31 protein-coding genes and 2 tRNA genes are annotated in these 26,408 nt (G+C 68.8%); 8 read left to right on the top strand and 25 right to left on the bottom strand.

The window, feature by feature from the left end:
- The first annotated feature begins 59 nt into the window (after positions 1-59).
- On the top strand, positions 60-707 hold the full coding sequence (locus CGZ93_RS11695) for a site-specific integrase (RefSeq protein ID WP_141211190.1): 648 nt from the start codon (positions 60-62) through the stop codon (positions 705-707).
- Here CGZ93_RS11695 and CGZ93_RS11690 read toward each other — a convergent pair.
- From CGZ93_RS11690 to CGZ93_RS11660, 7 genes are all read right to left on the bottom strand, one after another.
- Complete coding sequence (locus tag CGZ93_RS11690) at positions 675-977, bottom strand: hypothetical protein (RefSeq protein WP_094364299.1); 303 nt, start codon at positions 975-977, stop codon at positions 675-677. The genes CGZ93_RS11695 and CGZ93_RS11690 overlap by 33 nt on opposite strands.
- Positions 974-1,528, bottom strand: coding sequence for a signal peptidase II (gene lspA, locus CGZ93_RS11685; protein WP_094364497.1), 555 nt, complete (start codon positions 1,526-1,528; stop codon positions 974-976). The genes CGZ93_RS11690 and lspA overlap by 4 nt, the downstream gene beginning before the upstream one ends.
- A gap of 2 nt (positions 1,529-1,530) precedes the next feature.
- On the bottom strand, positions 1,531-3,444 hold the full coding sequence (locus CGZ93_RS11680; protein WP_229117419.1) for a heavy metal translocating P-type ATPase: 1,914 nt from the start codon (positions 3,442-3,444) through the stop codon (positions 1,531-1,533).
- On the bottom strand, positions 3,441-3,800 hold the full coding sequence (gene cmtR, locus CGZ93_RS11675; protein ID WP_094364297.1) for a Cd(II)/Pb(II)-sensing metalloregulatory transcriptional regulator CmtR: 360 nt from the start codon (positions 3,798-3,800) through the stop codon (positions 3,441-3,443). Before cmtR ends, CGZ93_RS11680 begins: the two co-directional genes overlap by 4 nt.
- A gap of 110 nt (positions 3,801-3,910) precedes the next feature.
- Positions 3,911-4,744, bottom strand: coding sequence for a F510_1955 family glycosylhydrolase (locus CGZ93_RS11670; protein WP_094364296.1), 834 nt, complete (start codon positions 4,742-4,744; stop codon positions 3,911-3,913).
- Between the two features lie 160 nt (positions 4,745-4,904).
- Positions 4,905-5,357 carry a DUF6153 family protein gene (locus CGZ93_RS11665; protein WP_141211189.1) on the bottom strand — a complete coding sequence of 151 codons (453 nt, stop codon included), beginning with the start codon at positions 5,355-5,357 and terminating at the stop codon, positions 4,905-4,907.
- A 111-nt stretch (positions 5,358-5,468) separates the two neighbouring features.
- Positions 5,469-5,798, bottom strand: a complete 330-nt coding sequence (locus CGZ93_RS11660; RefSeq protein ID WP_229117393.1) for a hypothetical protein — start codon at positions 5,796-5,798, stop codon at positions 5,469-5,471.
- 212 nt (positions 5,799-6,010) lie between these two features.
- Between CGZ93_RS11660 and nadE the strand changes: the two genes are divergently transcribed.
- Positions 6,011-6,835: an ammonia-dependent NAD(+) synthetase gene (gene nadE, locus CGZ93_RS11655; RefSeq protein ID WP_094364294.1), complete on the top strand. Its 825-nt coding sequence runs from the start codon at positions 6,011-6,013 to the stop codon at positions 6,833-6,835.
- Between the two features lie 45 nt (positions 6,836-6,880).
- Here nadE and CGZ93_RS11650 read toward each other — a convergent pair whose 3' ends face one another.
- Positions 6,881-9,823 carry a PQQ-dependent sugar dehydrogenase gene (locus CGZ93_RS11650; protein WP_094364293.1) on the bottom strand — a complete coding sequence of 981 codons (2,943 nt, stop codon included), beginning with the start codon at positions 9,821-9,823 and terminating at the stop codon, positions 6,881-6,883.
- A gap of 162 nt (positions 9,824-9,985) precedes the next feature.
- On the opposite strand from CGZ93_RS11650, the gene CGZ93_RS11645 reads away from it, so the two are divergent.
- Both CGZ93_RS11645 and CGZ93_RS11640 read left to right on the top strand, forming a co-directional pair.
- A complete protein-coding gene (locus CGZ93_RS11645; protein WP_094364292.1) occupies positions 9,986-11,293 on the top strand; it encodes a MurT ligase domain-containing protein in 1,308 nt (435 codons plus the stop codon).
- Positions 11,290-12,009: a type 1 glutamine amidotransferase gene (locus tag CGZ93_RS11640; RefSeq protein ID WP_094364291.1), complete on the top strand. Its 720-nt coding sequence runs from the start codon at positions 11,290-11,292 to the stop codon at positions 12,007-12,009. The genes CGZ93_RS11645 and CGZ93_RS11640 overlap by 4 nt, the downstream gene beginning before the upstream one ends.
- 10 nt (positions 12,010-12,019) lie before the next feature.
- Here CGZ93_RS11640 and CGZ93_RS20115 read toward each other — a convergent pair whose 3' ends face one another.
- The 7 genes from CGZ93_RS20115 to CGZ93_RS11600 form a co-directional block, all read right to left on the bottom strand.
- Positions 12,020-12,766, bottom strand: coding sequence for an MGMT family protein (locus CGZ93_RS20115; protein ID WP_141211188.1), 747 nt, complete (start codon positions 12,764-12,766; stop codon positions 12,020-12,022).
- A gap of 70 nt (positions 12,767-12,836) precedes the next feature.
- Positions 12,837-12,912: transfer RNA gene (locus CGZ93_RS11625), tRNA-Lys, on the bottom strand.
- 113 nt (positions 12,913-13,025) lie between these two features.
- On the bottom strand, positions 13,026-13,835 hold the full coding sequence (locus CGZ93_RS11620) for a carbohydrate ABC transporter permease (RefSeq protein ID WP_407643948.1): 810 nt from the start codon (positions 13,833-13,835) through the stop codon (positions 13,026-13,028).
- 134 nt (positions 13,836-13,969) lie between these two features.
- Positions 13,970-15,025: a carbohydrate ABC transporter permease gene (locus CGZ93_RS11615; protein ID WP_229117392.1), complete on the bottom strand. Its 1,056-nt coding sequence runs from the start codon at positions 15,023-15,025 to the stop codon at positions 13,970-13,972.
- Positions 15,026-15,112: 87 nt separating this feature from the next.
- Entirely contained in the window at positions 15,113-16,438 is a 1,326-nt protein-coding gene (locus CGZ93_RS11610) for an ABC transporter substrate-binding protein (RefSeq protein ID WP_094364289.1), read from the bottom strand.
- 190 nt (positions 16,439-16,628) lie between these two features.
- Entirely contained in the window at positions 16,629-16,925 is a 297-nt protein-coding gene (locus tag CGZ93_RS11605; protein WP_094364493.1) for a GroES family chaperonin, read from the bottom strand.
- Positions 16,926-16,974: 49 nt separating this feature from the next.
- On the bottom strand, positions 16,975-17,289 hold the full coding sequence (locus tag CGZ93_RS11600; protein ID WP_094364288.1) for a DUF3618 domain-containing protein: 315 nt from the start codon (positions 17,287-17,289) through the stop codon (positions 16,975-16,977).
- Between the two features lie 109 nt (positions 17,290-17,398).
- Here CGZ93_RS11600 and bcp point away from each other — a divergent pair, with 109 nt between their 5' ends.
- From bcp to CGZ93_RS11585, 3 genes are all read left to right on the top strand, one after another.
- The gene (gene bcp, locus CGZ93_RS11595) at positions 17,399-17,878 is read left to right on the top strand and encodes a thioredoxin-dependent thiol peroxidase (protein ID WP_094364287.1); all 480 of its coding nucleotides are present in this window, start codon (positions 17,399-17,401) and stop codon (positions 17,876-17,878) included.
- A gap of 34 nt (positions 17,879-17,912) precedes the next feature.
- Positions 17,913-17,993 (top strand) — tRNA-Leu (locus CGZ93_RS11590).
- A gap of 104 nt (positions 17,994-18,097) precedes the next feature.
- Positions 18,098-18,583, top strand: coding sequence for a GNAT family N-acetyltransferase (locus CGZ93_RS11585; RefSeq protein ID WP_176451739.1), 486 nt, complete (start codon positions 18,098-18,100; stop codon positions 18,581-18,583).
- Here CGZ93_RS11585 and CGZ93_RS11580 read toward each other — a convergent pair.
- From CGZ93_RS11580 to clpS, 10 genes are all read right to left on the bottom strand, one after another.
- On the bottom strand, positions 18,570-19,052 hold the full coding sequence (locus CGZ93_RS11580) for a dihydrofolate reductase (RefSeq protein WP_229117391.1): 483 nt from the start codon (positions 19,050-19,052) through the stop codon (positions 18,570-18,572). The genes CGZ93_RS11585 and CGZ93_RS11580 overlap by 14 nt on opposite strands.
- Positions 19,049-19,870, bottom strand: coding sequence for a thymidylate synthase (locus tag CGZ93_RS11575; RefSeq protein WP_094364285.1), 822 nt, complete (start codon positions 19,868-19,870; stop codon positions 19,049-19,051). The genes CGZ93_RS11580 and CGZ93_RS11575 overlap by 4 nt, the downstream gene beginning before the upstream one ends.
- Positions 19,867-20,496, bottom strand: coding sequence for an RdgB/HAM1 family non-canonical purine NTP pyrophosphatase (gene rdgB / locus CGZ93_RS11570; protein WP_229117390.1), 630 nt, complete (start codon positions 20,494-20,496; stop codon positions 19,867-19,869). The genes CGZ93_RS11575 and rdgB overlap by 4 nt, the downstream gene beginning before the upstream one ends.
- A complete protein-coding gene (gene rph / locus CGZ93_RS11565) occupies positions 20,493-21,239 on the bottom strand; it encodes a ribonuclease PH (protein WP_094364283.1) in 747 nt (248 codons plus the stop codon). The genes rdgB and rph overlap by 4 nt, the downstream gene beginning before the upstream one ends.
- A gap of 10 nt (positions 21,240-21,249) precedes the next feature.
- Entirely contained in the window at positions 21,250-22,008 is a 759-nt protein-coding gene (locus tag CGZ93_RS11560) for an MBL fold metallo-hydrolase (RefSeq protein ID WP_094364282.1), read from the bottom strand.
- An 83-nt stretch (positions 22,009-22,091) separates the two neighbouring features.
- Positions 22,092-22,904, bottom strand: a complete 813-nt coding sequence (murI, locus tag CGZ93_RS11555; protein ID WP_094364281.1) for a glutamate racemase — start codon at positions 22,902-22,904, stop codon at positions 22,092-22,094.
- Positions 22,901-23,146: a helix-turn-helix transcriptional regulator gene (locus CGZ93_RS11550; RefSeq protein ID WP_094364280.1), complete on the bottom strand. Its 246-nt coding sequence runs from the start codon at positions 23,144-23,146 to the stop codon at positions 22,901-22,903. Before CGZ93_RS11550 ends, murI begins: the two co-directional genes overlap by 4 nt.
- 147 nt (positions 23,147-23,293) lie before the next feature.
- Positions 23,294-23,974, bottom strand: a complete 681-nt coding sequence (locus CGZ93_RS11545; RefSeq protein ID WP_094364279.1) for an RraA family protein — start codon at positions 23,972-23,974, stop codon at positions 23,294-23,296.
- A 60-nt stretch (positions 23,975-24,034) separates the two neighbouring features.
- Complete coding sequence (locus CGZ93_RS11540; protein WP_171196827.1) at positions 24,035-24,640, bottom strand: DUF2017 family protein; 606 nt, start codon at positions 24,638-24,640, stop codon at positions 24,035-24,037.
- Between the two features lie 4 nt (positions 24,641-24,644).
- Entirely contained in the window at positions 24,645-24,956 is a 312-nt protein-coding gene (clpS, locus tag CGZ93_RS11535) for an ATP-dependent Clp protease adapter ClpS (protein ID WP_094364277.1), read from the bottom strand.
- A gap of 66 nt (positions 24,957-25,022) precedes the next feature.
- On the opposite strand from clpS, the gene CGZ93_RS11530 reads away from it, so the two are divergent.
- Complete coding sequence (locus CGZ93_RS11530; RefSeq protein WP_267489733.1) at positions 25,023-26,384, top strand: nicotinate phosphoribosyltransferase; 1,362 nt, start codon at positions 25,023-25,025, stop codon at positions 26,382-26,384.
- Positions 26,385-26,408: the final 24 nt, after the last annotated feature.

Raw genomic sequence — 26,408 nt, 5'->3', positions numbered from 1 at the left:
ACCGGCAAGCGCTCGTCCGTTCCTGCACCACCGCCGGCAAATGGACGGGACGAGACGGGATGTCTCGACAGCTCGCAGCCCCACGCCCGCCATCAGGAACGCTGAATCCGCAAGCTCTGAGTGACGACGAACGCTGGCGGCTGTTCGCGGACGTCACCTCCGATGCCTCAATCGATCCGCACACGAAGTTCGCCGCGGGGCTGATGCTCATGTTCGGCATCCGCGCGGCGAAGATCGTCCAGCTGCGCGCCGAGGACGTCACCGTCACCGATCAGGAGGTGATCGTCCGCCTTGGGGAGGAACCTCTCGTACTCCCCGCCGAGCTCGCCCAGGCCGCTGTTGGAGCGGCCAGCAATCGCACCGCACCTCGGATGTTCGTGGAGAGCATCGAACAGGAATGGGTTTATCCCGGAGCCCGGGCGGGCCATCACATGGCCCCCGACACGCTCAACGCCCGGCTCCGCGCTGTCGGCATCCCGCCACGGCTGGCGCGCACCAGCGCTTTGATCGCACTCGCGCAAGAAGTCCCGCCCGTTGTTCTCAGCCGGTTGACGGGCCTGGACATCTCCTCGGCGATCGCCTGCTCCAATGCCATCGGCGCGAACAACAACGCCTACGCCGCGGCCGTCATCGAGCGCGCCGGCATGACCATCCCTACCTTTGACACCAGGCCATCACACCAAGCGCAACGCCGCTTCGATCTGTGATGCTGTCGGTGCTCCGGCGTACCCGCCATCCGTCGCATAGACCCGGCACGCCAATGAGCGAACTGGCGTCGTCGGGAACAGGTCGATGCCGTCGACAAGGATCGTGGGAGACCCCCCGAACCGTGAGCTCGCCGCATCGGCCTCAGTCCGGACCATCACCAGCTCGACGGACACGTCGGTGAGTCCTACCGCATCGAGCGCCGTGCGCGCGTGTACCTCTGCGACGACCGCGTTCGGGCAGTCGACGATATGCAGCAGTTCCACCTTCATGAGACTTTTTCCGTTCGTTCACTGCCAGCTGTCGTGCGAGGGTTCGGTGTGAGGAGGTTCAGGCAGAGCAGACCGACGCCGGCCACGACGAAGACGTCGGCGACGTTCCCGACGAAGAGGTTCCCGTAGGCGAGGAAGTCCGTGACGTGGCCTTGCCCCCAGGAAGGAGGGTTCACGAGCCGGTCGACGAGGTTACCGACCGCGCCGCCGAGGACCAGCCCCAGCGCGACGCCCCACCGGGCACCGCGCAGCCGCACGGCGAACACGACCACGGTCACGGCGGCAAGGAGCCCGACGATCGTGAAGATCCACGTGGCCCCAGAGCCGAGAGAGAACGCGGCTCCGGGGTTGTAGACCAGGGACAGGCCGAACAAGTCGCCGACAAGCGGGACCCGTTCGCCCAGTGTCAGCTGTGCCACTGCGAGGGCCTTCGAACCCTGGTCGAGCGCGACAGCGAACACGGCCACAACCAGGGCGACGCCGAGGGCTCTCCTTGGCTGCGGCCGCACGCCCGCATTCTCGTCGTCGATCACGGCGACGGCCTCCTGCATGGTCACGCGCCGCTCGTGCGGGTCCGGGCGGCCCGCAGGCCGTTGAGGATCACGATGACCTCGGCGATCTCGTGCACGAGCACCACCGCGGCAAGTCCCAGGACGCCGAAGAGGGCGAGCGGGAGAAGCGCGGTGATGATCAGCAGCGACAGGGCGATGTTCTGGTTGATGATGTGGCGTCCGCGACGGGCGTGGTCGAACGCTCGCGGGAGCAGGCGTAGGTCGTGGCCGGTGAAGGCGACGTCGGCGGACTCGATCGCGGCATCCGACCCGGTCGCGCCCATCGCGATGCCGATGTCCGCGGCCGCAAGGGCGGGGGCGTCGTTGATGCCGTCACCGATCATCGCCACCGAGCTGTTCTTCTTGCCGAGTTCGCTGATCGCGGCGGCCTTGTCCTCCGGGCGCAGCTCGGCACGCACGTCCTCGATCCCAGCCTGGGCTGCGAGGGCGCGAGCGGTGCGGGCGTTGTCGCCGGTGAGCATGGTGACCCCAACACCCTGTGCGGCGAGGGTGCGGACCACTTCGGGGACCTCGGGGCGCAGCTCGTCGCGGACGCCAATCGCGGCGACCGGCGTGCCGTCCCGGTGCACGATGACGACCGTCATGCCCTGTTCCTCCAGGCCCGCGACCCGGTCGCCGAGGGTCCCGGCGTCGAGCCAGCGGGGACTGCCCACGGTGATCCGGGCCCCATCGAGTTCGCCTTCGATGCCGTGCCCGGCCTGCTCGGTCACGCCCTGCGCTGCAGGAGCGTCGGGCGCGGCGGCGGTGATCGCCGCGGCGAGGGGGTGTGTGCTGTGCTGCTCCAGCGACGCGGCCCACGCCAGCGCCTGCGTCTGCGAGATGCCATCGGCGGTGAGCACGGCTGTGACGGCGGGCTCGTTGCGGGTCAGGGTGCCGGTCTTGTCGACGGCGACGTGGCGGATCACGCCGAACCGTTCGAACACGGCACCAGACTTGATGATCACACCGAACTTGCTCGCCGACCCGATCGCGGCGACCACGGTCAACGGCACCGAGATCGCCAGCGCGCACGGCGACGCCGCCACCAGCACCACCAGGGCGCGGGTGATCCACAGCTCCGGGTCACCGAACAGCGAGCCGATGATCGCGACGAGGACGGCGAGGATCAGCACACCAGGCACGAGCGGGCGGGCGATGCGGTCGGCGAGGCGGGCCCGGTCGCCCTTCTCCGCCTGCGCCTTCTCCACGAGGTCGACGATCGTGGTAAGCGAGTTGTCGGTGCCCGCCGCAGTCGTCTCGACCTCCAACGCACCGGCGGTGTTGATCGCCCCGGCCGAGACCGCATCTCCCGGCCCGACCTCGACCGGGATCGATTCGCCCGTGATCGCAGAAGTGTCCAAGCTGGAGCGTCCCGCGCGGACGATGCCGTCGGTCGCGATCCGTTCACCGGGCCGCACCAACATGAGCTGACCGATAGTGAGGTCCTTCGCCGGGACCTCGACCGAGGCCCCGGCGCGGCGGATGGTCGCGGTCTCGGGAACGAGCTTGAGCAGCGCCCGCAGCCCGCCGCGGGCACGATCCATGGCCTTGTCTTCCAGAGCCTCGGCGATCGAGTACAGGAACGCCAACGCGGCGGCCTCCTCCACGTAGCCGAGGATGACCGCACCGACGGCGCTGATCGTCATCAGCAGCCCGATGCCGAGCTTGCCCTTGAACAGCTTCCGGATCGCACCGGGCGTGAACGTCGATGCACCCAGGAGCAGACCGATCCAGAACAGCACCAGCGCCGGGACCTCCAGCCCGGACCACTCCAGCACCAGACCGGTGAGGAAAGCGACCCCGGAGAAGACCGGGACCATGATCCCGCGATCCCGCCACCAGGGCCGCTCCGCCTCCTCGGACTCCTCGTCGACGGTCGAGACCGGCTCGTGCTCGCAGCCGCACGCCGCGCTCACTCGCCCGCTCCCGTCCCGCAGCAGCCCGGCACCGTGCATGACGAGTCCACGCACGGCGCGTGCTCGTCGACGGCCAGCGTCACGTCCACCAGCGCGGTCAGCGCCGCCGCCAAGTGCGGGTCCGCGATCTCATAGCGCGTCTGCCGGCCCTCCGGCTCAGCGACGACGATCCCGCAGTCGCGCAGGCAGGTCAGGTGGTTCGACACGTTCGAGCGGGTCAACTCCAGCTCGCGCGACAGCACGGCGGGGTAGCTCGGGCCAGCGAGGAGGGTCATCAGAATGCGAGAGCGCGTCGGGTCGGCCATGGCCCGGCCGAGCCGGTTCATGACGTCGAGGCGCGAAGCAATAGTCAGCATGCACTGAACTATACAGTGATGACTGACGTGTTCATAATCGGGACCGCTGTCCTGCGCGTCCGCGGCAGCGCAAAAGCTGCCGCGGACGGCGGTGATACGACGTGTCGACGCTATCTGGCCGGGCTCAGCACCTTCGTGTCCGTGGCCGTGATCTCGACGATCCCACGATCATCGACGAGCACGACGCGGTCGTCGGTCAGGATGTTGAACGCCTGCACCGTGCCCGTGGTCGACGCACCACGGCCCCACGTTCCAGCGGCGTTCTGGGACCACAGGACACCATCCGTGCCAACCCCGACAAGGGTGCCATCGCCACGGGCGGCGAGCGTATAGAGCGCGGGTGCACCCGCAACGGCAGCGAATGTTGTTCCCTGGTCGGTGCTGAGCATGAGCCCGTTCTCGGTCGCGGCGTAAAGCCCGGCGTCCGTAGCGAGGAGATCGGCCGCGGCGATCGTGGCCTTGTTCTCCCATTCCTCCCCATCCGTGGTGCTGATCAGGAGACTGTCGCTGCCAGAGGGGATGCCGTAGAGCGTCCCGTCAGCGCCGGCGGTCAGAACATGAAAGTCGGTGCTGCCGGTGAGCGCCACCGGAGTCCACGTCTGACCGAAGTCATCGCTGCGGATGACGCCGAGATTGGGTGAGCCGAGCTCGGCCGGTGTGGAAAGACCCGGGTGCCCGGATGCGAAGAACGTCGATCCGACGACAGTGAACCCCATCGCGTCAAGATCGTCGTCACCGATCGGACCTGTGACCTTGCCGTCGCCCGTCACGGTGAACACACCGTTGTGAGTGGCGATCAGGAGATCGTCTCCCCGCGGATCCGCGGCGATCCCGTGCACATGCTCGATGGTGGGCGGAGTGGCATCGGAGACCGCGCCTGGCGCGCATCCGGCAAGAAGGAAGACCGTCGCGGCCGCGAGGGTCAATGAGACAATTCGATTCATGAATAACTCCAATAGGCGCTCGAACGGGCTCTAAGCGCGATGCAGCAAAGCCACCACTCTGGTTGCGATGACTCGCGGGGATCGAAGGTCGCGTGACGACGCGACAAGAGGCCAGAGCCGCAGACGGCAGCCCCGGGTTCAACACGTTGGGCAGCCCGGCTCAGGTGCGACTGATCGAAAGCTCAGTCAGAGAAAGACACCGTGGCCGCGCACGCGTCACCAAGAGACGCAGCGAGGAAACGAGGGCCGTCGGATCGGCATCAGCTCGCGCCCCGGCCAGTGGCGGCACGAGGAACAAGAAGCCCGCCATCAGTGCGAGCACACACGTGAGCATCATCGAATAGGCGGAACCCACCCCGGTGACACACACGCCACCACAGAGCATCGGATCATCCATGCTCGTGTCAGCAGTCACGTCCGGGTCGAGAGCGATGCTTGAAGCGGACGCGATCGACGCAGGGTGGGACGCCAAGTCATCATGTCTAACCACAAGATTCGTGGCGATGAAGTGCATACCGAGAAGGCCGATGATGACGAAACCGGCGACGCCAGCGACCAGAACGCACGCAGCCAACGACCGCCGACTCCGTGCTGCACGGCGCGTGAACTGCATCCCAGCCTCCCTCCGCCAACGGTAGCATCGCATCATCATCGGTTCCTCTCGGCGCTCGTTACCGAGGAGTGCGCCGAACGCTACTGCCGGATCCGCTACTCGGAACCGCGGTTACGATTCATCGCTCGCGTCGTCCACGATGAGTCCCGCCTCGACGAGGGCTACCCGCACAGCCTTGCGGTCCACGCCCATCCGGCGCCCGATCGCGCGCATCGAGACACCCGCGCGGGCCAGCCGTACCGCCTCTGCCTTCTCGTCGATCCCCAACCCTGGACGGCGGCTCGGCACGTTGCGACGGCGAACGTGAGAGAACACCGTGGCGCGGTGGATGCCGTACCTCTCGGCGAGCGCCTGGACGCTCATCCCGGCCAGGTAGTCGCCGACGAGCGCGTCCACCTCGGAGGCGGTGAGAAAAGTTTGAGCCGTCTCGACAGTCCTCACGACAGGGCCACGATCGTCCTTCGGAGCGCTATTCTGGGGACGTCGAGAGACCTCGTAGACCCCACGGTCTAGGCGGTTGACCAGGGTTTTCGTCTTGGGGGCAGAGTTGCCAAACGTACTACTCAGGCACCCCAACCGATGAGGCCCGAGGCCGACCAGAAACGGTCCACCTCGGGCCTCTCGCATCTTCCGCCTCGGGTATGAATGGTCCCATGCGAGCGCAGCAGCAGAGAATCATCGCCGAGTTCGGCGTCCACCCGCAGATCGACCCGACCGCGGAGGTCGAGCGCCGGGTCCAGTTCCTGGTGGACTACCTCCGGGCCACCCGCACCGCCGGCTTCGTGCTCGGGATCTCCGGTGGGCTCGACTCCACCCTGGCCGGACGGCTGGCCCAGCTGGCGGTCGAACGAGTCCGCGCGGATGGTGGCTCGGCCGTCTTCGTCGCGGTACGCCTGCCCTACCGCGTCCAGCACGACGAGGCGGACGCGGCGGCCGCCCTGGATTTCATCCGGGCCGACGAGACGCTCACCTATCAGGTGGCGCCGGCGGTGGACGGCTTCGAGTCCGAGTACCGCGCGACGACCGGCACACCGCTGACCGACTTCACCAAGGGCAACACCAAGGCGCGGTTGCGGATGGTGGCCCAGTACGCGGTGGCCGGTGATCGCAACCTGCTGGTGATCGGCACCGATCACGCCGCGGAGAGCGTCACCGGCTTCTTCACCAAGTTCGGCGACGGGGGTGCGGATCTGCTGCCGCTGTCGGGGCTGGATAAGCGCCAGAACCGCCAGTTGCTGCAGCACCTGGGCGCCCCGGACCGGCTGTGGCAGAAGGTGCCCACCGCGGACCTGCTGGACGGGAACGCCGGTCGGCCGGACGAGGACGAGCTCGGCCTCAGCTATGACCACATCGACGACTACCTCGAGGGCCGCGAGGTCCCCGACCAGGTCGCCGAGCGGATCGAGCAGGTGTGGTGGCGTACCCGACACAAGCGGACCACCCCCGTCACGGTCGACGACACGTGGTGGCGTCCGTGAGCTGATTCGGGGGCCCTGACCGGGAGAGCTGGGGCGTACGCCGCCTCAGCGACCCACGATCACCTCCCGGGTGTCGAACCGGTACTCGATCCAACCGCCCTGGAAGTTGCTGCGCCGCCCACCCGGCACGTCGTACTCACCGCTGGTGGGATAACCCAACCAGGAGGTCTCCCAACCCAGCTGCGACCACCGCTCCAGGATCGCGCCGTACACCTCGTGCGCGCCCGTCTGCGGCGACCAGTACACCGAGCCACCACGGAAGTGGTTGTAGCGACCGGTCCCGTCCGGGGTGGGCAACTCGTTGGTGGTCGGGTAGCCGAGCACCGACGTCTCCCACCCCAGCTGCGACCACCGGTTGAGGATCGCCCCGTGGATCTCGTACGCCCCGGTCTCCGGCGACCAGTAGATGGAACCACCCTCGAAGTAGTTGAATCGGCCCACACCGTCTGGCGTCGGCAACTCGTCGGTGACGGGCAGCCGCAGCAGCGACCCCTCCCGGCCGAACTGGTCCCAGCGTCGGTAGATCTCACCGTGCACCTCGTGCGCGCCGATCGCCGGCGACCAGTGCACCGACCCGTACTGGAACAGGTTGAAGCGACCACCGACCGCTGACCGTTCGCTGGTCACCGGGTAGCCGAGCGGTCCCCTCTCCAGACCAGTCGCGGCCCACTTCGTCCGGATGGCGCCATAGACCGCGCTGGCCGGGGTCTCCGGGCTCCAGTAGATCGAGGTCACACCGCCCGTGCCACCCAACAGCTCGTTGAAGCGTCCACGTCCGTCGGCGGTGGGGGTCTCGTCGGTGGCCGCCCGGCCAAACGCGGGTTCCCCTCCCTCGGCCAGGTAGGTCGCCCGGATCGCCCCGTGCAGCTCCTTCACCCCCGTCGCCGGCGTCCAGTGCAGTTCACCGGCGCTGTGCGGTCGGGTGCGGCTGGTGGCCGACCCCGTTTCCGGGCCGATGGCCGGGCCGATCAGCGCACGCAGGGCCGGGTCGCTGTTGAAGCGACGATCGATCGGGGTGAGGTACACCGCGTGGAGGGTGACGTCCGCGTCGGGCATGGTGAGCGTCCGGGCCCGGCTCCCGCCGTCGGACCACCGCTCGAAGCTGGCCACCCCATCGCTGGAGGTCGCCGCGACGGACACCGAGACAGCGGCACCGACCGTCACCGACTGGGCCGAGGTCGCCGTGCTGTTGATCGTGACCGGCGTCTGCGCCGTGCTGGTCACCGACAGGGTGCGCAACTTGGGCCGGGCCTCCCAGCTGGCGCTCACCGAGGCACCCGTCGCGTCCCGCGCGGTGGCGGTGAGCAGCAGGTAGGTGTTGTCCCCGTGGTCGACGAAGGGCTGGTCATAGGTGGCGCCACTGGTCGAGCTGCCCGGATGTCGGTGGCAGTAGCCGCCACTGCAGTGCACCAGGGTCGTCGACCAGGTGACGCCGAGCTGTCCGTCTTCGGCATCCGTCGCGGTGGCGGACAGCCGAACCCGATCCCCCACCGCGAACTGTGTGCCCGCCGGGGGCGTGCGCAGCGTGAGGGTGGGCGTGTGGTTCGCCGGGTGCACCGTCAGCACAGCCGTGCTGGCCGCTCCCAGGGAGTCCGTCGCCGTGTAGCGGACGGTGTAGGGGCCATCCCCGGCGTACTGATGGTCGGCGTGCGCAGTGCTGGCAGTGGCGCCGTCCCCAAAGTCCCAGCTGTGGGTCAGTGCGTCGCCGTCCGGGTCCGTCGTGGTGCCGGCGTCGAAGGTCGCGGTCCGGGTCGCTGGATCGGTGACCACCTCCGGCGCGGCCACCGGCGCTCGGTTGCCGCCCACCCAGCTCAGTCGCTTCATGGTGCCGGACAGGATGTCGGCCCACACGACGTCACCGTTCGGGCCGGGCCGGATCGCGACCGGGGCGCCCTCGCCGGAGATGAAGCCGTTCGGTTCCGGGCCGGTCAGCAGCTTTCCGGTGGCGTCGTGGCGCGAGGTGTACAACCGGTTGGACGCGTAGTCGCCGAAGAAGTATCGGCCCCGGTACTCCTGCGGGTAGCGGGTGCCGGTGTACACGAAGCCGCCGGTGATCGACGTCCCCATCGGGCCGTGTTGATAGTCGATCAGCGGGGCGCTGTTGGTCGCGCCCGCGCATCCGGCCATACCGGAGTAGCCCGGCGTGGGACGGTTGCCCTCGAAGCAGGGCCAGCCGAGCGACTGGCCGGGGCGGACGATGTTGATCTCCTCGCGGTCGTTCCAGCCCACGTCACCGAGGATTGGTGCGCCGGTGACCGGATCCATGCTGAACCGGAAGGGACTGCGCAGGCCGCCGGCGTACATCCGACTGCGCCACGAAGTCGGCGCGGCGGCGTCGTACAGCGGATTGTTGGCGACCCCGCGGCCGTCGGGCCACACGTGCAGCAGTTTGCCGTAACCCTGTTCCGGATCGAGGGCGTCCAGAGCGAGGGGGTCGGCCTTTCGAAAATCGGCGCTGTCACCGACGGACACCCACAGGGTGCCGTCCTGGGCGGCGAGCACCTCAGACATCATGTGCACGTTCGTGCGTGCCGGCAGTTCGAGGATGGTGGTTTCGCCGGCCAGGGCGACCGGCTGCTTCCTGTCGTCCACGGTCACCCGCCACTTGCTCAGGCGGAGCACCGTCCCGGCGGAGGTGGGCAGGGCGCGGGTGGTGTAGATGGTCGGGTCGTCGGGCCAGCCGGGGGCCACCGCCAATCCGACCAGGCCGAGATCCTCGGCGGTGACCACGTCCAGCTGGGCGATCCGGCGGGAGCCGAAGACCGGTGAGGTCCAGGTCACCAGTCCCGACTTGCCGATGGCGAACCATCCCCCGTCCGGGGTGAACTCGAACGCGGTCAGGTCGTACGCCCGCTGTCCGGTGGGCAGACTCGTGACCTGGAAACCGGCAGGCACGGCAGCGCGAGCCGGCGCCGCCGGCACCAGACAGGCGATGACCACGCTGATCCCCAGCAGCGCGCGCAAAAACTTCGAACAGATCCCCGACATCAGTACTTCTTCCCCGAAAACACCACTGATCGCCGACGGCGATCAGACCCGCCCGCGGCTGTCACCGGTCAGGCGTTCCGGGCATACTACTCATGAGTAGGGTCGGCCGCCACCGACGGGTCGCGCGGGTGTCAGTAGGAGTGGTGCGCAACAATGGCACCCATGCCCGCAGACCTCTCCGCCCCTGCCCCACCGGCGCCTCGGCGTACGCCGTTGCAGCAGGTCCGGCTGTCCGCCGGACTGCTGGCCGGTGAAGCCGCCGCCCTGGCGTCCCGGGTGGCCCGCCGCGGTTCGGGAGCCTCGATCCGCGGCCGGGTGCTCACCCGGGTGGATCCGCAGGCCCTGGCCAAACTCCTGCCCGGACGACGGATCGCCGTAGTGTCCGGCACCAACGGCAAGACGACCACCACCCACCTGTTGGCCGCGGCCGTACGCCAGGGCCTGGGCTCGAGCGCCTCTCGGATGGTGACCAACGCCGACGGCGCCAACCTGCACCACGGCATCGCCTCGGCACTGGGCCGGGCCCCCAAGGCAGACATCGCGGTGCTGGAGACCGATGAGCGGGTGGTTGCCGACGTGGTCCGCCTTGGCCACCCGGAAGTGCTGGTGCTGTTGAACTTCAGCCGTGACCAGCTGGATCGGCACCACGAGATCAAATCCCTCGGCACCGCTTGGCTGCGTGCCCTGATGACGGCCGGTGCGGACGGCCCGGTGGTGGTCGCGAACGCCACCGAACCGCTGATCGTGTGGGCCGCCCGGCACGCCAAGCAGGTCGTCTGGGTGGACACCCAGAACCTGTGGCACGCCGACTCGGTGCTCTGCCCCGAGTGCGGCAGCACGCTGGTCACCGAGGCTTCGACGGGCTCAGCCGGCGGGCGGTGGCGCTGCACCGGCTGCGACCTGGCCCAGCCGGAGGCCACCTGGCGGGTCGTCGACGGCCGGATCGTCGACCCCGCGGGCGTCAGCCACGACCCGCAGCTGCACGTCCCGGGAGCGTTCAACGTGTCCAACGCCGCCTGCGCCCTGGCCGCGGCCGCCGTGCTCGGCGTACCGGTCGAGACCGCGCTGACCGGCATGCGCACCGTCACCTCCCCCGCCGGCCGGTTCGCCACCACGAAGTTCGGTGACACCACCGCCCGGTTGCTGCTGGCGAAGAATCCCGCCGGCTGGGCCGAGGCGCTGCCGATCATGGCCACCGACACCGTGGTGCTGGCGATCGACTCCGTCGCCGCCGACGGCAAGGACGTGTCCTGGCTGTGGGACGTCGACTTCGAGCAGCTGGCCGGCAAACAGGTGGTCGCCTCCGGCCCCCGCGCGCACGACCTGGCGATCCGGCTGAAATACGCCGAGGTGGAGCACCGGGTGGAGCCCGACCTGGCCCGCGCGCTGTCCGGTCACCCGGATCCGGTGGACGTGATCGCCACCTACACCCCGTTCCAGAAACTGCGCAAGCTCGGAGGCCTGGCATGAGCCTGGAGATCGTCAACGTCTATCAGTCCCTACTGGGAATCTACGGCGACCAGGGCAACGGCAAGGTGCTGCTCAAGCGGGCCCAGTGGCGCGGCATCGACGCGACGCTGACCCAGGTCGAGCCGGGCCAGCCGCTGCCGGACACCGGTGACATCTTCCTGCTCGGCGGCGGCGAGGACGGCGCCCAGACCTCGGCGGTGAGGGCGCTCAAGGCCGACGGTGGGCTGCATCGCGCGGTCGACCGGGGGGCGGTCGTTTTCGCTGTCTGTGCGGGATATCAGGTGCTCGGGCACAGCTTCGGGGTCGGTGACGCCGACGAGCTGCGCGAGGGCCTCGGACTGCTGGACGTGACCACCACCCGCGGGCCGAAGCGGGCGGTCGGTGAGGTGCTGCACCGGTGGACGGCGCCGGGTGCCCAGGCCGGGGATGACGCCTGGCTGACCGGCTTCGAGAACCATGGCGGCTACACGCACCTGGGCGCTGACGCGACCCCGCTGGCCCGCCGCGAGATCGGCGTCGGCAACGCCGACGACGGCACCGAGGGCGCGGTCCAGGGCAAGGTGGTGGGCACCTATCCGCACGGCCCGATCCTGCCCCGCAACCCAGCCCTGGCCGACTGGCTGCTGCAACTGGCACTCGACCACGAGCTGGATCCGCTGCCCTCGCCCGAGCACGATGCGCTGCGCCGTGACCGGTTGGCGGCGGTGCGCCGCTGAGCCTGTCGTCTCACCCCGGCCCGGCGCCGACACCGTCGCGGACCGCCCGAGGGCCAGTGATCCGCACGCCGAACCGCTCCACCCGGGCGATCAGCCCCCGGTCGGCGGTGACCAGGGTGACCTCCCCGACCTCGGTCCACCGGGCGCACTGCTCGACCAGTTCGTCGTCGCCGGAACCGGGCGCGTGCACCGTGATGACCTTTCCGGTCGTCCCCTCGGATACTCCGCTGCGGGCCCTGCCCTCCAGCACCAGCACGATCCGCGCGTACTCCCCGGGGGCCGCCAGCAGCGCGGCGTGCAACCGCCGGGCCGCGCCGGGCCGGTCCCGCCACCAGCCGTCAGGCACCGAACCGATCACGTTGGCGGCGTCCACCACCAGCACCGGACCGGCGGGCTCCTCCGGTTCGAGCAGGTCGCGGGCCGCTACGGCGTACGCCTCGGCGAGCGCGTCCAGGTCCACGCGGTGGTCCGCGATCCGGCAGCCGCGGCCCGAGCGCGCGAGCAGAATGCCCTCCTCGACCCAGTGCGGGTACGCGCGCTCCAACAGCTGCGGGGGGAACTCCCCCGCGGCGTTGGTCACCCGCCACCACGGCACCGCGGAGCCGTGCACCGCCATGATCCGGCCCACTCCCCGGGCGGAGGTGCCGACCAACTCGGCCAGGTCGCCATAGCTGACCACCCGGCCCGGTGGCACCTGCTCGACCGCGGTCAGCACCAGCTCGACGGTGAGCTGCGGGTCGCGTTCGGCGGTGGTCACGCAGGCACTGTACGCCCGCGGAAACGTGAAGACCCCCGGCGACGCAGGTCGTCCGGGGGCCTTCTGTGACTGGTACACCGCCAGGGACTCGAACCCTGAACCCGCTGATTAAGAGTCAGCTGCTCTGCCAGTTGAGCTAGCGGTGCGCGCGAGGAATAACAATACTGGCTCGCCGGTCGGTGCGCAAAACGAGTTATTCCACCCCAACGAGAGGGGCCCGCCCGGAACCGGACGGACCCCTCTTCGCTGGAGCCTGGTGCTATTTCACGCCACCGGCGGTGAGGCCGGCGACGATGCGGCGCTGGAAGATCAGCACCGCGATGATCAGCGGCACGGTGACCAGCACGCCCGCGGCCATGATCGTGCCGTAGGGGGTGTCGAAGCCGGTCGCGCCGGTGAACTTGCTGATCGCCACCGCGGCCGTGTTCATGTTCTTGTCCTGACCACCGAAGGTGAGGGCGATCATGAACTCGTTCCACACCGCGATGAAGGTGATGATCGCGGTGGTGAACACACCCGGTGCCGCCAGCGGCAGGATCACCCTGAAGAACGCCTGCATCGGCCCGCAACCGTCCACCATGGCGGCGTACTCAAGCTCCACCGGCAGCTGCCGGAAGAACGCGGTCAGGTTCCACACGCACAGCGGAAGCGCGAACGACAGCGAGGGCAGGATCAGCGCCTGGTAGGTGTTCATCCAGTTGATCGGCCACCACTCGTAGGTGCCGGTGAACATCTTCAGCAGCGGGATCAGCAGGGTGATCTGCGGGAACATCGAGCAACCGATGATCAGCGCCAGCACGATCCCCTTCAGCGCGAATCGCAGCCGGGCCAGGGCGTACGCCCCGAGGATACCCAGCATCAGGGTGAGCACGGTGGTCACCGTGGACACCAGCACCGAGTTGAACAGCGCCCGCCCGAAGTTGTTGCCCGGCGCGAACACGGCCGAGAAGTTCTCCGTCGACGGCGGGTTCGGCACCAGGTCGGTGCTGCGGCCCATCGTCGGCAGGCGCAGCGAGGAGACGACCATCCAGTAGAACGGCAGGATGCAATAGAGGACGATCAGCGCCATCCCCACATAGGCGGCGATCCGTCCGAACCGCTCCTTGCCCGACGGCTTGGTACGGGCCAGGACCGCCAACTCCTCGGAGGTGGTACCGCCCTGCTGCTCCTGCTTGGCGGCGGCCGGAGTGTTGATCTCGGTGCTCATGCTGCCGACTCCCCACTGGTGATGGTCTTCTGCTGCTTGCGACGTCGCTTCTTGGCCTCGCGAACGGCCTTCACCTCCTCGTCACCGACGACGTCGGCGCCGAGGAACTTCACGAACAGGAAGGCGATCAGCATGATGTAGAGGAACAGGATGATCGAGTATGCCGAGGCCGGCCCGTAGCGGGTCTGGTTGGCCTCGTCGTAGGCGAACACCGACAGGGTTTCCACGAAATACTTGCCGGGGCCGATCATGCCGTAGGGCAGATCGAACATGCGCATCGTGTCGAGGGTGCGGAAGAGCACCGCCACCACCAACGAGGGCTTGATCATCGGCAGGGTGATCCGGGTGAACTGCTGCCAGGCGCTGGCGCCGTCCACCTTGGCCGCCTCATAGACCTCGGCCGGAATCGTCTGCAGACCCGCCAGGGTGAGCAGCCCGATGAACGGCGCGGTCTTCCAGACGTCGGCGATGATGATCGCCCAGAACGAGGACGTGTTGTCGGCCAACCACAGCACCTGCTGGCCGAGGATCTTATTGGCGATACCCGCCTCGTCGAAGATCAGCTTCCACATCAACGCCGACACGATCGTCGGAATCGCCCACGGGACAAGGATTCCGGCGCGGACGATGCCGCGGCCGCGGAATGCCTTGGACATGATGATCGCCATCGCGACACCCAGCACCGTCTCCAGGATGATGCAGATCAGGGTGATCGCCGAGGTGTTCCAAAACGCGTTCCAGAACCGGTCCATCGGCCCCCACATGCCGGTGACCGTGGCGTTGTCGGCGAAGATGCTGGCGTAGTTGCCGAGGCCGACGAACTGCTCACCCTGCTGGACCAGACCAGTGTTGGGGTCGACCCCGTCGTTCCGCTTGAAGAACGACTCGCGGATGGACAGCAAGATGGGTACGCCGACGACGGCGAGGATGACGACCATCGTGGGTGACAGCAGCAGCGCGGCAAAGCTGGACTGGCCGTCGGACAGGGCGTTCTTCTTGCCCTTGCGGCCACCGGCCGAGCTCTGCGGAGCGGACTTGGTTGTTGTGGACACAGCACACCTCCTTGTGGCGCGTCTGGCAGTGGGGCCACCACGGGCGGGTGGTGTCGGTTCCGGCACTCACCCGCCCGTGGTGTTACTTCACTTGACCAGGCCCTCCAGCTTGGTCTGGAGCTCCGCGGTCGCGGACTTCGCGTCCTTCTGGCCCTGCAGCACGCCATACGAGGCGTCCTGGATGGCCTTCGAGGCATCGCCATACTTGACGACCTTCGGCCGCGGCTGGGCGCCGGCGATCGACTGCTTCAGCGGGGTCAGGTAGGGGTACTTGGCGACCAGCTCCTGGTCGGAATAGAGCGACTCCAGGGTCGGGGCCAGCGAGGAGGTGATGGTGCGCTGCTTCTGTTGCTCCTCGGCCGCCGCGAAGGCGATGAAGTCGAGCGCGGTGCCCTTGTTCTTGGCGTGCTGGGCGACGGCGTACGAGTGGCCACCCAGCGAGGAGACGCCCGGTCCACCAACACCCGGCAGCGCGGCGACGCCGAACTTGCCGTTGACCTTCGACGAGCCGTCAGCGGCGGAGAACTTGGAGTAGACGTAGGGCCAGTTGCGCAGGAACATCAGCTTGCCGTCCTGGAACGCCTGACGGGACTCCTCCTCCTTCCAGGTGATCGCACCCTGCGGGATGGTGCCGTCCTTGAAGCCGTCGGCGATCCACTGCAGACCCTTCTGGGCCTCGGGGCTGTTGACGCTGACCTTGCCGTCCTTGACGATGTTGCCGCCGGCGGAGTTGATCGCCTCGGACACGTTCACCGTCAGGCCCTCGTACTTCTGGAACTGACCGGCGTAGCAGTCGGCATTTTTGGCCTCGGCCACCTTCTCCTTCATCTGCTTGCAGGCGGTCTTCACCTCGTCGAGGGTCTTCGGCGCGGCGGTGATGCCGGCGGCGTCCATCCAGTCCTTGCGATAGAACAGCAGCCCGCCGTCGGAGGTGACCGGCACGGCGTACAGCTTGTTGAAGTAGGTGGCACCGTCCACGGCCGGCTTCAGCATCTTGGAGGTGTCGAACTTGCCGTCCGGGAGGGCGACGACATACTGGTTGGCCGCGAACTCGGCGGTCCAGACCACGTCCATGTCGTAGATGGTCTTGTCGGCACCCTTGGTCTGATAGTTCTGGATCATCGCGTTGCGCTGCTCATCGGCCGAATCGCTCAGCTCGATGAAGGTCACCTTCTGATCGGGGTGCTGCGCGTTCCACTTGTCGATGATCTGCGGGACCGCGTTCGAGGTGTCCTTGCCGGAGACGAACTGGATCGGGCCCTTCTCGTTCCAGTTGGGGCCGGCCTGCTGCTGGCCTCCGCCGGTGGTGTTCCCGCCACTGTTTCCGCCACCACCACAGGCGGCCAGCAGCACCATCGCACCGACGGCTGCTCCGACGGTCGCCACGCGACCGGTACGGCGTACGAATGACATGTGTGCCTCACTTCGTTGTGTCTGATGCCCTCTGCAGGGGTGGACAAGGCACACAGTAGACCCGGGTTCCCGCTTCTGAAACGTTCAGCTACCCATTCCCGGACGGATCGTTATGAAGTTCTGACCATTCGGTATTCAAAACGGTCTTGACGACTGCCCAGCCCATGGAAACGCACCCGAAGTCGCGGGCCTACAGATAGAGGCCGGTGTGCCCGTCGGAGAGTCGCTCGGCGGCCACGGCGTGCAGGTCACGCTCGCGCAGCAGCACGAAGTCCTTGCCGCGCACCTCGACCTCGGCGCGATCCTCGGGGTCGAACAGCACCCGGTCGCCCACCTTGACCGAGCGTACGCTCGCGCCGGCGGCGACCACCTTGCCCCAGGTCAGGCGGCGTCCGATCGCCACGGTGGCCGGGATCACGATGCCGCCACCGCTGCGCCGCTCACCGGCCTCCCCGTCGGTGGACACGAGCACCCGGTCATGCAGCATGCGGATCGGCAGGGACTCCCCCAACTCGTCGGCGGTGCTACTCACGGATTCAGGAATCCCCAGCCTGCTTGCTCTTGCGGACGACCGCACGGAGCACGGAGACGAAGACGACGAAGCCGACCACGGCGCCGCCGACGGCGGCGATCCGATCCAGCCGCCACTCCCCGGTGCGGGTCTTGAACTGCTGCCGGGCGTTGTCGTACTCGCCCTGGGCGAACGACTTGAACTCCTGCACCTGGCGCCGCTTGATGTTCGTCGGGTGGACCTGGTCGATCATGTGCTCCAGGTTGGCCGACAGCCGGGCGCGCGCCGCGGCGAGATCGGCCTCGATCTGCGACCGGCTGCGAGAATTCTGGTCTGCCACTGGGACTCCTCGTCACGGTTGGCGTACCCCCCAGGTGCCAGGGGTTACGGGTCGGTACCGCAGCCTAGTACAACAGGGCCGCCCGCGGGGCTGACGCTAGGGTGTGGCCATGAACACGCGACTGGAAGCCGGCGACGCCGCCCCCGCCTTCACCCTGACCGACTCCAAGGGCGACAGCGTCTCCCTGGCCGACCACGCCGGACGCCGGGTCGTGGTCTATTTCTATCCCGCCGCGATGACCCCCGGTTGTACCACCCAGGCGATCGACTTCACCGCCGCGATGAAGGAGTTCGAGGGGGCCGGGGTCGACGTGCTCGGCATCTCGCCGGACAAGCCGGAGAAGCTGGCTAAGTTCGCCGACAAGGAGTCGATCGCCTTTCCGCTGCTGTCGGACCCGGACCGTTCGGTGATGGACGCCTACGGCGCCTATGGCACCAAGACGATGTATGGCAAGCAGGTGCAGGGGGTGATCCGCTCCACCTTCGTGGTGGACGTGGACGGCGACGGCAAGGGCACCATCAGTCTCGCCCAGCACAACGTCCGCGCCACCGGTCACGTGGAGCGGCTGCGCCGCGAGATCGGCGTCTGAGCCCCACTCGCCAGCCCCGTACACTTGGGGCCAGGCCGAAGTGGTGGAACTGGTAGACACGCAGGATTTAGGTTCCTGTGCTTCGCGCGTGAGGGTTCGACTCCCTTCTTCGGCACGCTCGGTCCTCGGACGGATTTGCCCGTGGACCTCCGGGGTGAGAGTTTTTCCGCGTGGGTCACGCCCCCCGTTGACCCTCGCTCGGCCTGTAAGGAGAATCCCGTGGAAACAGTCAAGACCCGAGACGCTGCTGCCGCGGAAGAAGCTGCCCAGATCTGGGCCCACGCCACCGCCAAGCGCGACGAGAACCCGGCGAGCGATGTCAACCACGACGAGGCCGTCAACCTGGTCCAGGAGTCGCTGGCCCACTCGGACCGTTCCTTCCTGCTCTGCCTGAACACCGACGAGGGGATGATGGCGTTCGCCGCGATCGAGCCCTCCCGCGGATCGGGTGAGGAGGTCGGCGAGATCCGTTATCTGGGCGTGGCCCCTGGGCACTGGGGCGAAGGCTGGGCCCGCCGCCTGCTGGTCGCGGTGCCCGGCGCGATGCGGGAGAACGATTTCAGCTCGGGCGAGTTGTGGGTCTATGCCGACAACATCCGGGCGATCTTCGTCTATGAGGCGATGGGATGGATCGGCACCGAACAGACCCGCCGGCACCCGGTCACCGACCGGGTCGAGCAGCGGTTCGTGCTCAAGCTGGGCTGACCCGCCGATAGCTCACCCAGCGGAACCCGTCGCGCTCCTCCCGGGCGGTCTCGGTCCACTCGGCTGGGTCGATCTCGGGAAACAACACGTCCCCCTCCAACGCGAGGTCGACGTGGGTGATCTCGAGGGCTTCGGTACGCGCCCACGCCTGGGCGTACACCTCTCCCCCGCCCAGGATCCACACCCGGCGCCCGGTTGCCAGCGCGGCGTCGATCGCGGCGTCCACATCGTGATGGACGTCTACGCCGTCGGCCCGCCAGTGCTGGTTGCGGGTGACCACGAACGACTCCCGGCCCGGCAGCGGCCGCCCGATCGCCTCGTGGTTCTTGCGGCCGAGCACCAGCGCCCCGCCCATGGTCAGCGCCTTGAACCGCTTGAAGTCATCAGCGTTGCGCCAGACCAGGTCGTTGTCGGCACCGATCACCCGATTGGCCGCGACCGCCGCGATCGCCGTGATCGGCTGATTCACACCGCCACCGGCGCCTTGATGCCGGGGTGCGGGTGATAGTCGAGCACCTCGATGTCATCGAAGCCGAAGTCGTCGATCTGGCGTATCTGAGGGTTGAGCCGCAGCCGCGGCAGGGGCCGGGGGTCGCGCGTCAGCTGGGTGCGCGCCTGCTCCAGGTGGTTGCTGTAGAGGTGCGCATCTCCCAACGTGTGCACGAATTCCGCCGGCCGCAGGTCGCACACCTGGGCGACCATCTCGGTGAGCAGGGCATACGAGGCGATGTTGAAGGGGACGCCGAGGAAGATGTCGGCCGAGCGCTGATAGAGCTGGCAGCTCAGGTGTCCGCGCCGGTCCGGGTCACCCTCGGCGGCCGGGGCGACATAGAACTGGAAGAAGGTGTGGCAGGGCGGCAGCGCCATCTGCTTGAGCTCGCTCACGTTCCACGCCGAGACCAGGTGCCGCCGCGAGTCGGGGTTGCTGCGCAGCCCGTCGATCAGTCGGGCGATCTGGTCGACGTGGCCGCCGTCCGGTGTCGGCCAGGAGCGCCACTGCACGCCGTAGACGGGGCCGAGCTCACCCTGCTCGTCGGCCCACTCGTCCCAGATGGTGACGCCGTTGTCGTGCAGCCACTTGATGTTGGAGTCGCCGCGCAGGAACCACAGCAGCTCGCCGATCACCGAGCGCAGGTGCACCTTCTTGGTGGTGAGCAGCGGGAAGCCGGCGGTCAGGTCGAAGCGCAGTTGCGGCCCGAACAGGCTGAGCGTGCCGGTGCCGGTGCGGTCGGACTTGGCCACGCCCTCGTCGAGCACCCGCTGCACCAGGTCGAGGTATTGCTTCATCGGTTCTCCTCCGCCTGCTGCGCTCGCTCGGCCGATCCGGCCAGCTCGGCGAGCCGGGGCAGCATCGCCCGGATCGCCTGGCCGCGGTGGCTGATCGCGTCCTTCTCCGCTGCCGTCAGCTCAGCCGTCGTCCGCTGGTCCCCCTCGGGAACGAAGATCGGGTCGTAACCGAACCCGTTCTGCCCCGCGGGCTCAGTGGCGAGCCGGCCCGGCATCACCCCGCGGGTGACGTGCTCGGTGCCGTCGGGGGTGACCAGCGCCAGGGCGCAGACGAACTGGGCGCCGCGGCGTACCCCGTCGAGATCGGTGAGCTGGCGCAGCAGCAGCCGCAGATTGGCCTCGTCCCCCTCACCGGGCCCGGCCCAGCGTGCGGAGCGTACGCCCGGCATCCCGTTCAGCGCGTCGACGGCGATCCCGGAGTCGTCGGCCAGGGCCGGCAGGCCGGTCGCGGCCACGCAGGCGCGGGCCTTGAGCAGGGCGTTGCCGTCGAAGGTGGTCTCGGTCTCGGCCGGTTCGGGATAGGACGCCACGTCGGCCAGGCCGAGCACCTCGACGCCGAGCCCCTCGCACACCCGGCGCAGCTCGATCAGCTTCTTGGCGTTGTTGGTCGCCAGGACGACCTTCACGAGCCCTGAGCCTCCCCGTCGGCCGCGAGGGCGCGCCGCTGCAGCTCGGTCAGGTCCGCGCACCCCTTGGCGCCGAGGTCGAGCAGCTGGTCCATCAGCGCCCGGTCGAACGGGGCCCCCTCGGCGGTGCCCTGCACCTCGATGAACCGGCCGTCGTCACCCATCACGATGTTCATGTCCACCTCGGCCGTGGAATCCTCGGCATAGCAGAGATCCAGCATCGGGGTGTCCCCGACGACGCCGACGCTGACCGCGGCCACCGAGCCGGTGAGCGGCTCGCCGGCCAGCAACTCACGGTCGCGCAGCCAGGACACGGCGTCGCTGAGCGCCACGTAGGCGCCGGTGATCGAGGCGGTCCGGGTGCCGCCGTCGGCCTGCAGCACGTCGCAGTCGAGCACGATGGTGTTCTCGCCGAGCGCCTGATAGTCGATCACCGCGCGCAGCGAGCGGCCGATCAACCGGGAGATCTCATGGGTACGCCCCCCGATGCGGCCCTTGACCGCCTCGCGGTCGGAGCGGTCGTGGGTGGCTCGCGGCAACATGGCGTACTCGGCGGTCACCCAGCCCAGTCCCGAACCCTTGCGCCAGCGCGGCACGCCTTCGGTGACCGAGGCGGCGACGAGCACCCGGGTGAGTCCGTATTCGACCAGCACCGACCCCTCGGCGTGGTCGAGCCAGTTGCGGGTGAACCTCACCTCCCGGAGCTGGTCGTTGGCGCGGCCGTCTCCACGGGTGTTGGTCATGGCCGCGAGTCTAGTGCTCCCCCACCGACAACACGGCCCCCGTCCTCGCCAGTTCGAGACTTCCATCGAAGTGTGGGCGCGCCTCGGCGTACGCCTCCTCGCGGCTGTACCAGGGTGGGATGTGGGTGAGCACCAGCGTGTCGGCCCCGGCGGCGCGGGCGTGCTCGGCGGCCTGCCTGGCGGACAGGTGCACGTCGGCCGGCAGGTCGTCGGCGTGCTGGAAGGCGGCCTCGGCGAGCAGCAGATCGGCCCCGCGGGCCAGCTCGATCAGCTCGGGGTTCGGTCCGGTGTCACCGGTGTAGACGAGCGATCGGCCGCCGGCCTCCAGCCGGATCGAGTACGCCTCGGTGGAGTGCCGGGCCGGGATGGTTCGCACCGTGAACGGCCCGATCCGCTGCTCGGCGGCCCAGGGCCGGAAGTCGCACCACCAGTCGGTCTCGTCGCTGCCCGAGCCTGTCGAGGGCTCGTACGCCCGGCTCATCCGCTCGGGCGCGTTCCCCGGGGCGTACACCGGGATGCGCGGCCACGGCGCGGTCGGCGAGAACGTGGCGGCCACGTTGAACGCACACAGATCGAGACAGTGGTCCGGGTGCAGGTGGGACAGCGCGATCGCGTCGACGGTGCGCGGTTCGAGGTTCCACAGCCCGCCGAACCCGCCGGGCCCGAGATCCAGCAGCAGGTCGAACCCGTCGTGTCGGACCAGGTAGCAGCTGGCCGGACCCTCGGGCCCGGACACCGATCCCGAGCAACCGATGACCCGCAGTTCCATGCCAGTCAGCGTAGGGGGTCCCAGGGCCCGTCGAATGATCCCTGAGCCAGTCGAAGGGTGGCTTCGACAGGCTCAGCCACCGGTCAGGCGTACTGCTGCACGTCGGCGACCAGGCCGCCGATCAGCCGCCGCCCGATCCCCTCGAACCGTTCCGGGTTGCCGGTGGTGAGGAAGCGGCGTACGCCTTCGCGCGGGGTGGTGCGCAACAGGTCCAGCTCGGTCAGCCGGGCGTACGCCGCCTTGGCGCACTCCTCGGCGCTGGAGACCAGGGTGACCCCGTCACCGAGGACATAGGAGAGCGGCCCGGTGAGCAGCGGATAGTGGGTGCAGCCGAGGATCAGCGTGTCGATCCGGGCCGCCTGCAGCGGCGCCAGATAGTCACGCGCCGCCCCGAGCAGCTCCTCCCCGCCGGTCACCCCCGCCTCCACGAACGGCACGAACCGCGGGCAGGCCCGGGTGTGCAGGTGGATCTGCGGGGCGGCGAAGAACGCGTCGTCGTAGGAGCGGGAGGTGGCGGTCGCCTCGGTGCAGATCACCCCGACCTGCCCGGTCCGGGTGGCCTGTACGGCGCGGCGGGCGGCCGGCAGGATCACATCGACCACCGGTACGCGGTAGCGTTCGCGGGCATCCCGCAGCACCGCCGAGGAGGCGGAGTTGCAGGCGATCACCAGCGCCTTCACCCCGAGCGAGACCAGGTGGTCGAGGCACTCGAGGGCATATTCGCGCACCTCGGCCAGCGTCTTCCCGCCGTAGGGCGCCCGGGCGGTGTCCCCGAGATAGATGATGTCTTCGGCCGGGAGCTGGTCGACCACCGCACGGAGCACGGTCAGCCCGCCGAAGCCGGAGTCGAAGATGCCGATCGGGGCGTCCCGGTCGATCTGCTGGGTCAGGGTCACGAGGGCCCATTGTGCCAGCGCGCCCCACCTGGGCCGGCGTCCTGCCCGGCCCGGAAGATCTCGTCCAGGCTACGACCGAACAGCTCGGCGATCCGGATCGCCAGGGACAGCCGGGGGTCGAAGTGCCCCTTCTCCACCGAGATCACCGTTTGTCGGGTGGCGCCGAGCCGGGCCGCGCACTCGCACTGGCTCAGGCCGGCCAGCTCGCGAAACTCCCGGACCCGATTGGGTTGCCCGGACATGGTGGCCTCACGCGTGCCGGCCGCGGAGCACGACGATCCGGACCAGCATGCTGATCAGGCCGATCGCGAGCGGGGCGTACACCGGGATGACCGCCGGCTGCCCGGCCAGGCCGAACTACCGATGTCAAAGAAACCAGACAGCCGGTCTCAACCGGGCCGGTTCGCCTCGATCACCGCGTCGAGGCCGAGGGCACCACTCAACCCCTGCTCGCGCGCGGCCGCGATCCAGCCGGCCTCGGCCTCGGCGACCTTGCGGGCAGCGGCGAGCACCTCGGCGGCGGCCTTCCGCGGGATCACCACGACCCCGGTCTCGTCGGCGCGGATGAGGTCGCCGGGCTCGATCCGCACCCCGGAGCAGTCGATCGCGGTGTTGATCGAACCGGGTCCGGCGAGGGTCTGCTTCCCGGGAATCGCACAGCGGGCGTACGCCGGGATGCCGGCCTCGGCGATTCCTGCCAGGTCACGGATCGCGCCGTCCACGACGATACCGACGGCACCGCGGGCGGCGACCACGCCGGCATAGATCTCACCGATCAGTGCGGCCTCGGTCCAGCCACCGCCGTCGATCACCACCACATCACCGGCCTCGACCAGATCGGCCGAGCGCAACGGATACAGCAAATCACCGGGGTTGGTCCACACCGTCAGCGCGGGCCCGCAGAAATCCCGATCCCCCACCAGCCGGCGGATGGCGCTCGGGAACACCTGGACCAGCGGCGAGGCGTCAGCCAGGTTGCCGGTCTCGATCTCACCGAGCGCGTCGACCAAGTGCCGGTCGGGGCGGGTGATCTCGGCGTTCAGGATCCAAGGCTGCTGGTTGCGGTTCATCGGGAATCCTCACTGCTCGGCGGGACTCCCCACGGTAGTGCCCGAGCGCCGCGCGACCGATCAGGTCTCGTCGTCGTGCGCCACGTCGTGGAGTGCCCCGTCGTCGATCAGTTCGATGATCACCGACTGCAGATAGGCCAGCCAGTCCATGATCGCCGCGAGCACCGAGCGCGGGTCCTGATCGGGCAGCAGCTGCAATTGCTCCATCGACTCCTCATCGTCGACCCCGAGCCGGCTGGCCAGCACCAGCCGCAGCGAGTTCAGCGTCTTGATCCACGCCGGCACCTGGGCCATGGGGACGATCACCGGGTTGCCGTGCAGCGCCTCCCGCACGGTGGCCGCCTGGGCGAGCTTCAGCCGGCGCTGTTCGCCCTCGCTGTAGCGACGGTGGTCGGAGGCGGCGGCCGGGTCGTGCGGATAGGGGTTGGGGAACAACCGCTGCAGCGCCGGATCGGTCAGCTCCTCCGGTTCGTCGGGGGACTCGGCCAGGTCGGCCTCCCACAGCGCGAACGGATCCTCGGGTTCGGCTTCGTCGGCCGACGGATGCTCGGGCTGATCGGCCTGCAGCAGCTCGATGAACTGCTCGGTCAGCGAGTCGAGCAGCTCGACGTCGTCGGCACTCAGGTACAACCGGACGGTCTCCCCGTCAAAGTCGAATCGGGCCACCGGGTCACTCCGCGCGATCCAGGGTCGCCCACAGGCCGAAGTCGTGCATCGCGTTGCAGTCGCGTTCCATCTCCTCGCGTGACCCGCTGGCGACCACCGCCTTGCCCTCGTGGTGCACCTGCAGCATCAGTCGCTTCGCCTTCGCCTTGGGGTAGCGGAAATAGGTGACGAACACGTGGGTCACGTAGATCTGCGTGTTCACCGGGTCGTCCCAGACGATGGTCACCCACGGCGTCTGATTGACGGCCTGCTCGGCGGGGCGCTCCGCGATGGCGGTCCCGCCCTGCGGGTCACCGACCCCGGGTGTGTTGGACATGGGTTCCATCATGGCAAACAGCGAGCACCTCGACCAAAGCGCAATCAGTCGTGGCACCCTGTACCGGTGACCAACGCCGATCGGCTGCGCCCCAGCAGCGCCCTGCTCACCGACCACTACGAGCTCACCATGGTGCGCGCCGCCCTCGGTTCGGGCACCGCGCTGCGGCGCTCGGTGTTCGAGTTGTTCCCGCGGCGACTGCCGGAGGGCCGCCGCTATGGCGTGGTGGCCGGCGTCGGGCGGGCACTCGACGCGATCGAGGACTTCCGCTTCGACCAGGCCGAGCTGGACTTCCTGCTGGAGCACAAGGTGGTCGACGACGCGACCGCCCAGTGGTGCGCGGACTATCGCTTCTCCGGCAACATCTGGGGGTACGCCGAGGGCGAGGTCTATTTCCCCGGCTCCCCGCTGCTGGTGGTGGAGGGCACCTTCGCCGAGGCCTGCGTGCTGGAGACGGTGCTGCTGTCGATCTACAACTACGACTCGGCGGTCGCCTCGGCCGCCTCCCGGATGGTGGCCATGGCCAACGGCCGGCCCTGTATCGAGATGGGCTCTCGGCGTACCAACGAGGGAGCCGCGGTCGCCGCCGCACGCGCGGCGTACGTGGCCGGTTTCGGCGCCTCCTCCAACCTGGAGGCGGGGCGCCGCTACGGCGTGCCCACCACCGGCACCGCGGCGCACTCGTTCACCCTGCTGCACGACTCGGAGACCGACGCGTTCACCGCCCAGCTGCACGCGCTGGGCGAGGGCACCACCCTGCTGGTCGACACCTATGACGTGGAGGAGGCGGTGCGGACCGGCGTACGCCTCACCGAAGGCCGGCTCGGCGCGGTCCGCCTGGACTCCGGGGATCTGCCCGAGATGTCGCGGCAGGTACGCCGGCTGCTCGACTCGCTGGGGGCGACGGACACCCGGATCATCGTCACCTCCGACCTGGACGAGTGGCAGATCGCGGCACTCGCCGGCGCCCCGGTGGACGGCTATGGCGTGGGCACCAACCTGGTCACCGGGTCCGGGCAACCGACCTGCGGATTCGTCTACAAGCTGGTGGCCCGGGCCACGGGTACCGGACTGGACGCCGAGCTGCAGCCGGTGGCGAAGAAGTCGCTGAACAAGGCGTCGGTCGGCGGGCGCAAGTTTGCGTTGCGTCGGCTGGATTCCCGCGATCGTGCCGAGGCCGAGGTGATCGGCGTCGGTACCCCGCCGCGGGGTGATCACAACGATCGGCCGCTGCTCACCGAGCTGGTGCGTGGCGGCGAGATCGTCGGGCGCAGCACCTTGGTGGCCGCGCGCCAGCGGCACCTCGATTCGTTGGCGGAGCTGCCGCTGACGGCGCGGAAGATGTCGCGCGGCGAGGCGGTGATCCCCACCCACTATCTGGAGGCGGACGGCGACGACGTGGGCAACCCGTTCGCCGCCCGCTCCTGAACTTTGTCAGTTGTTATGCCCAAC

The organism is Enemella dayhoffiae (genome assembly GCF_002250625.1).
GTDB lineage: Bacteria > Actinomycetota > Actinomycetes > Propionibacteriales > Propionibacteriaceae > Enemella > Enemella dayhoffiae.
This window is presented reverse-complemented; position numbering and strand designations above follow the sequence as displayed.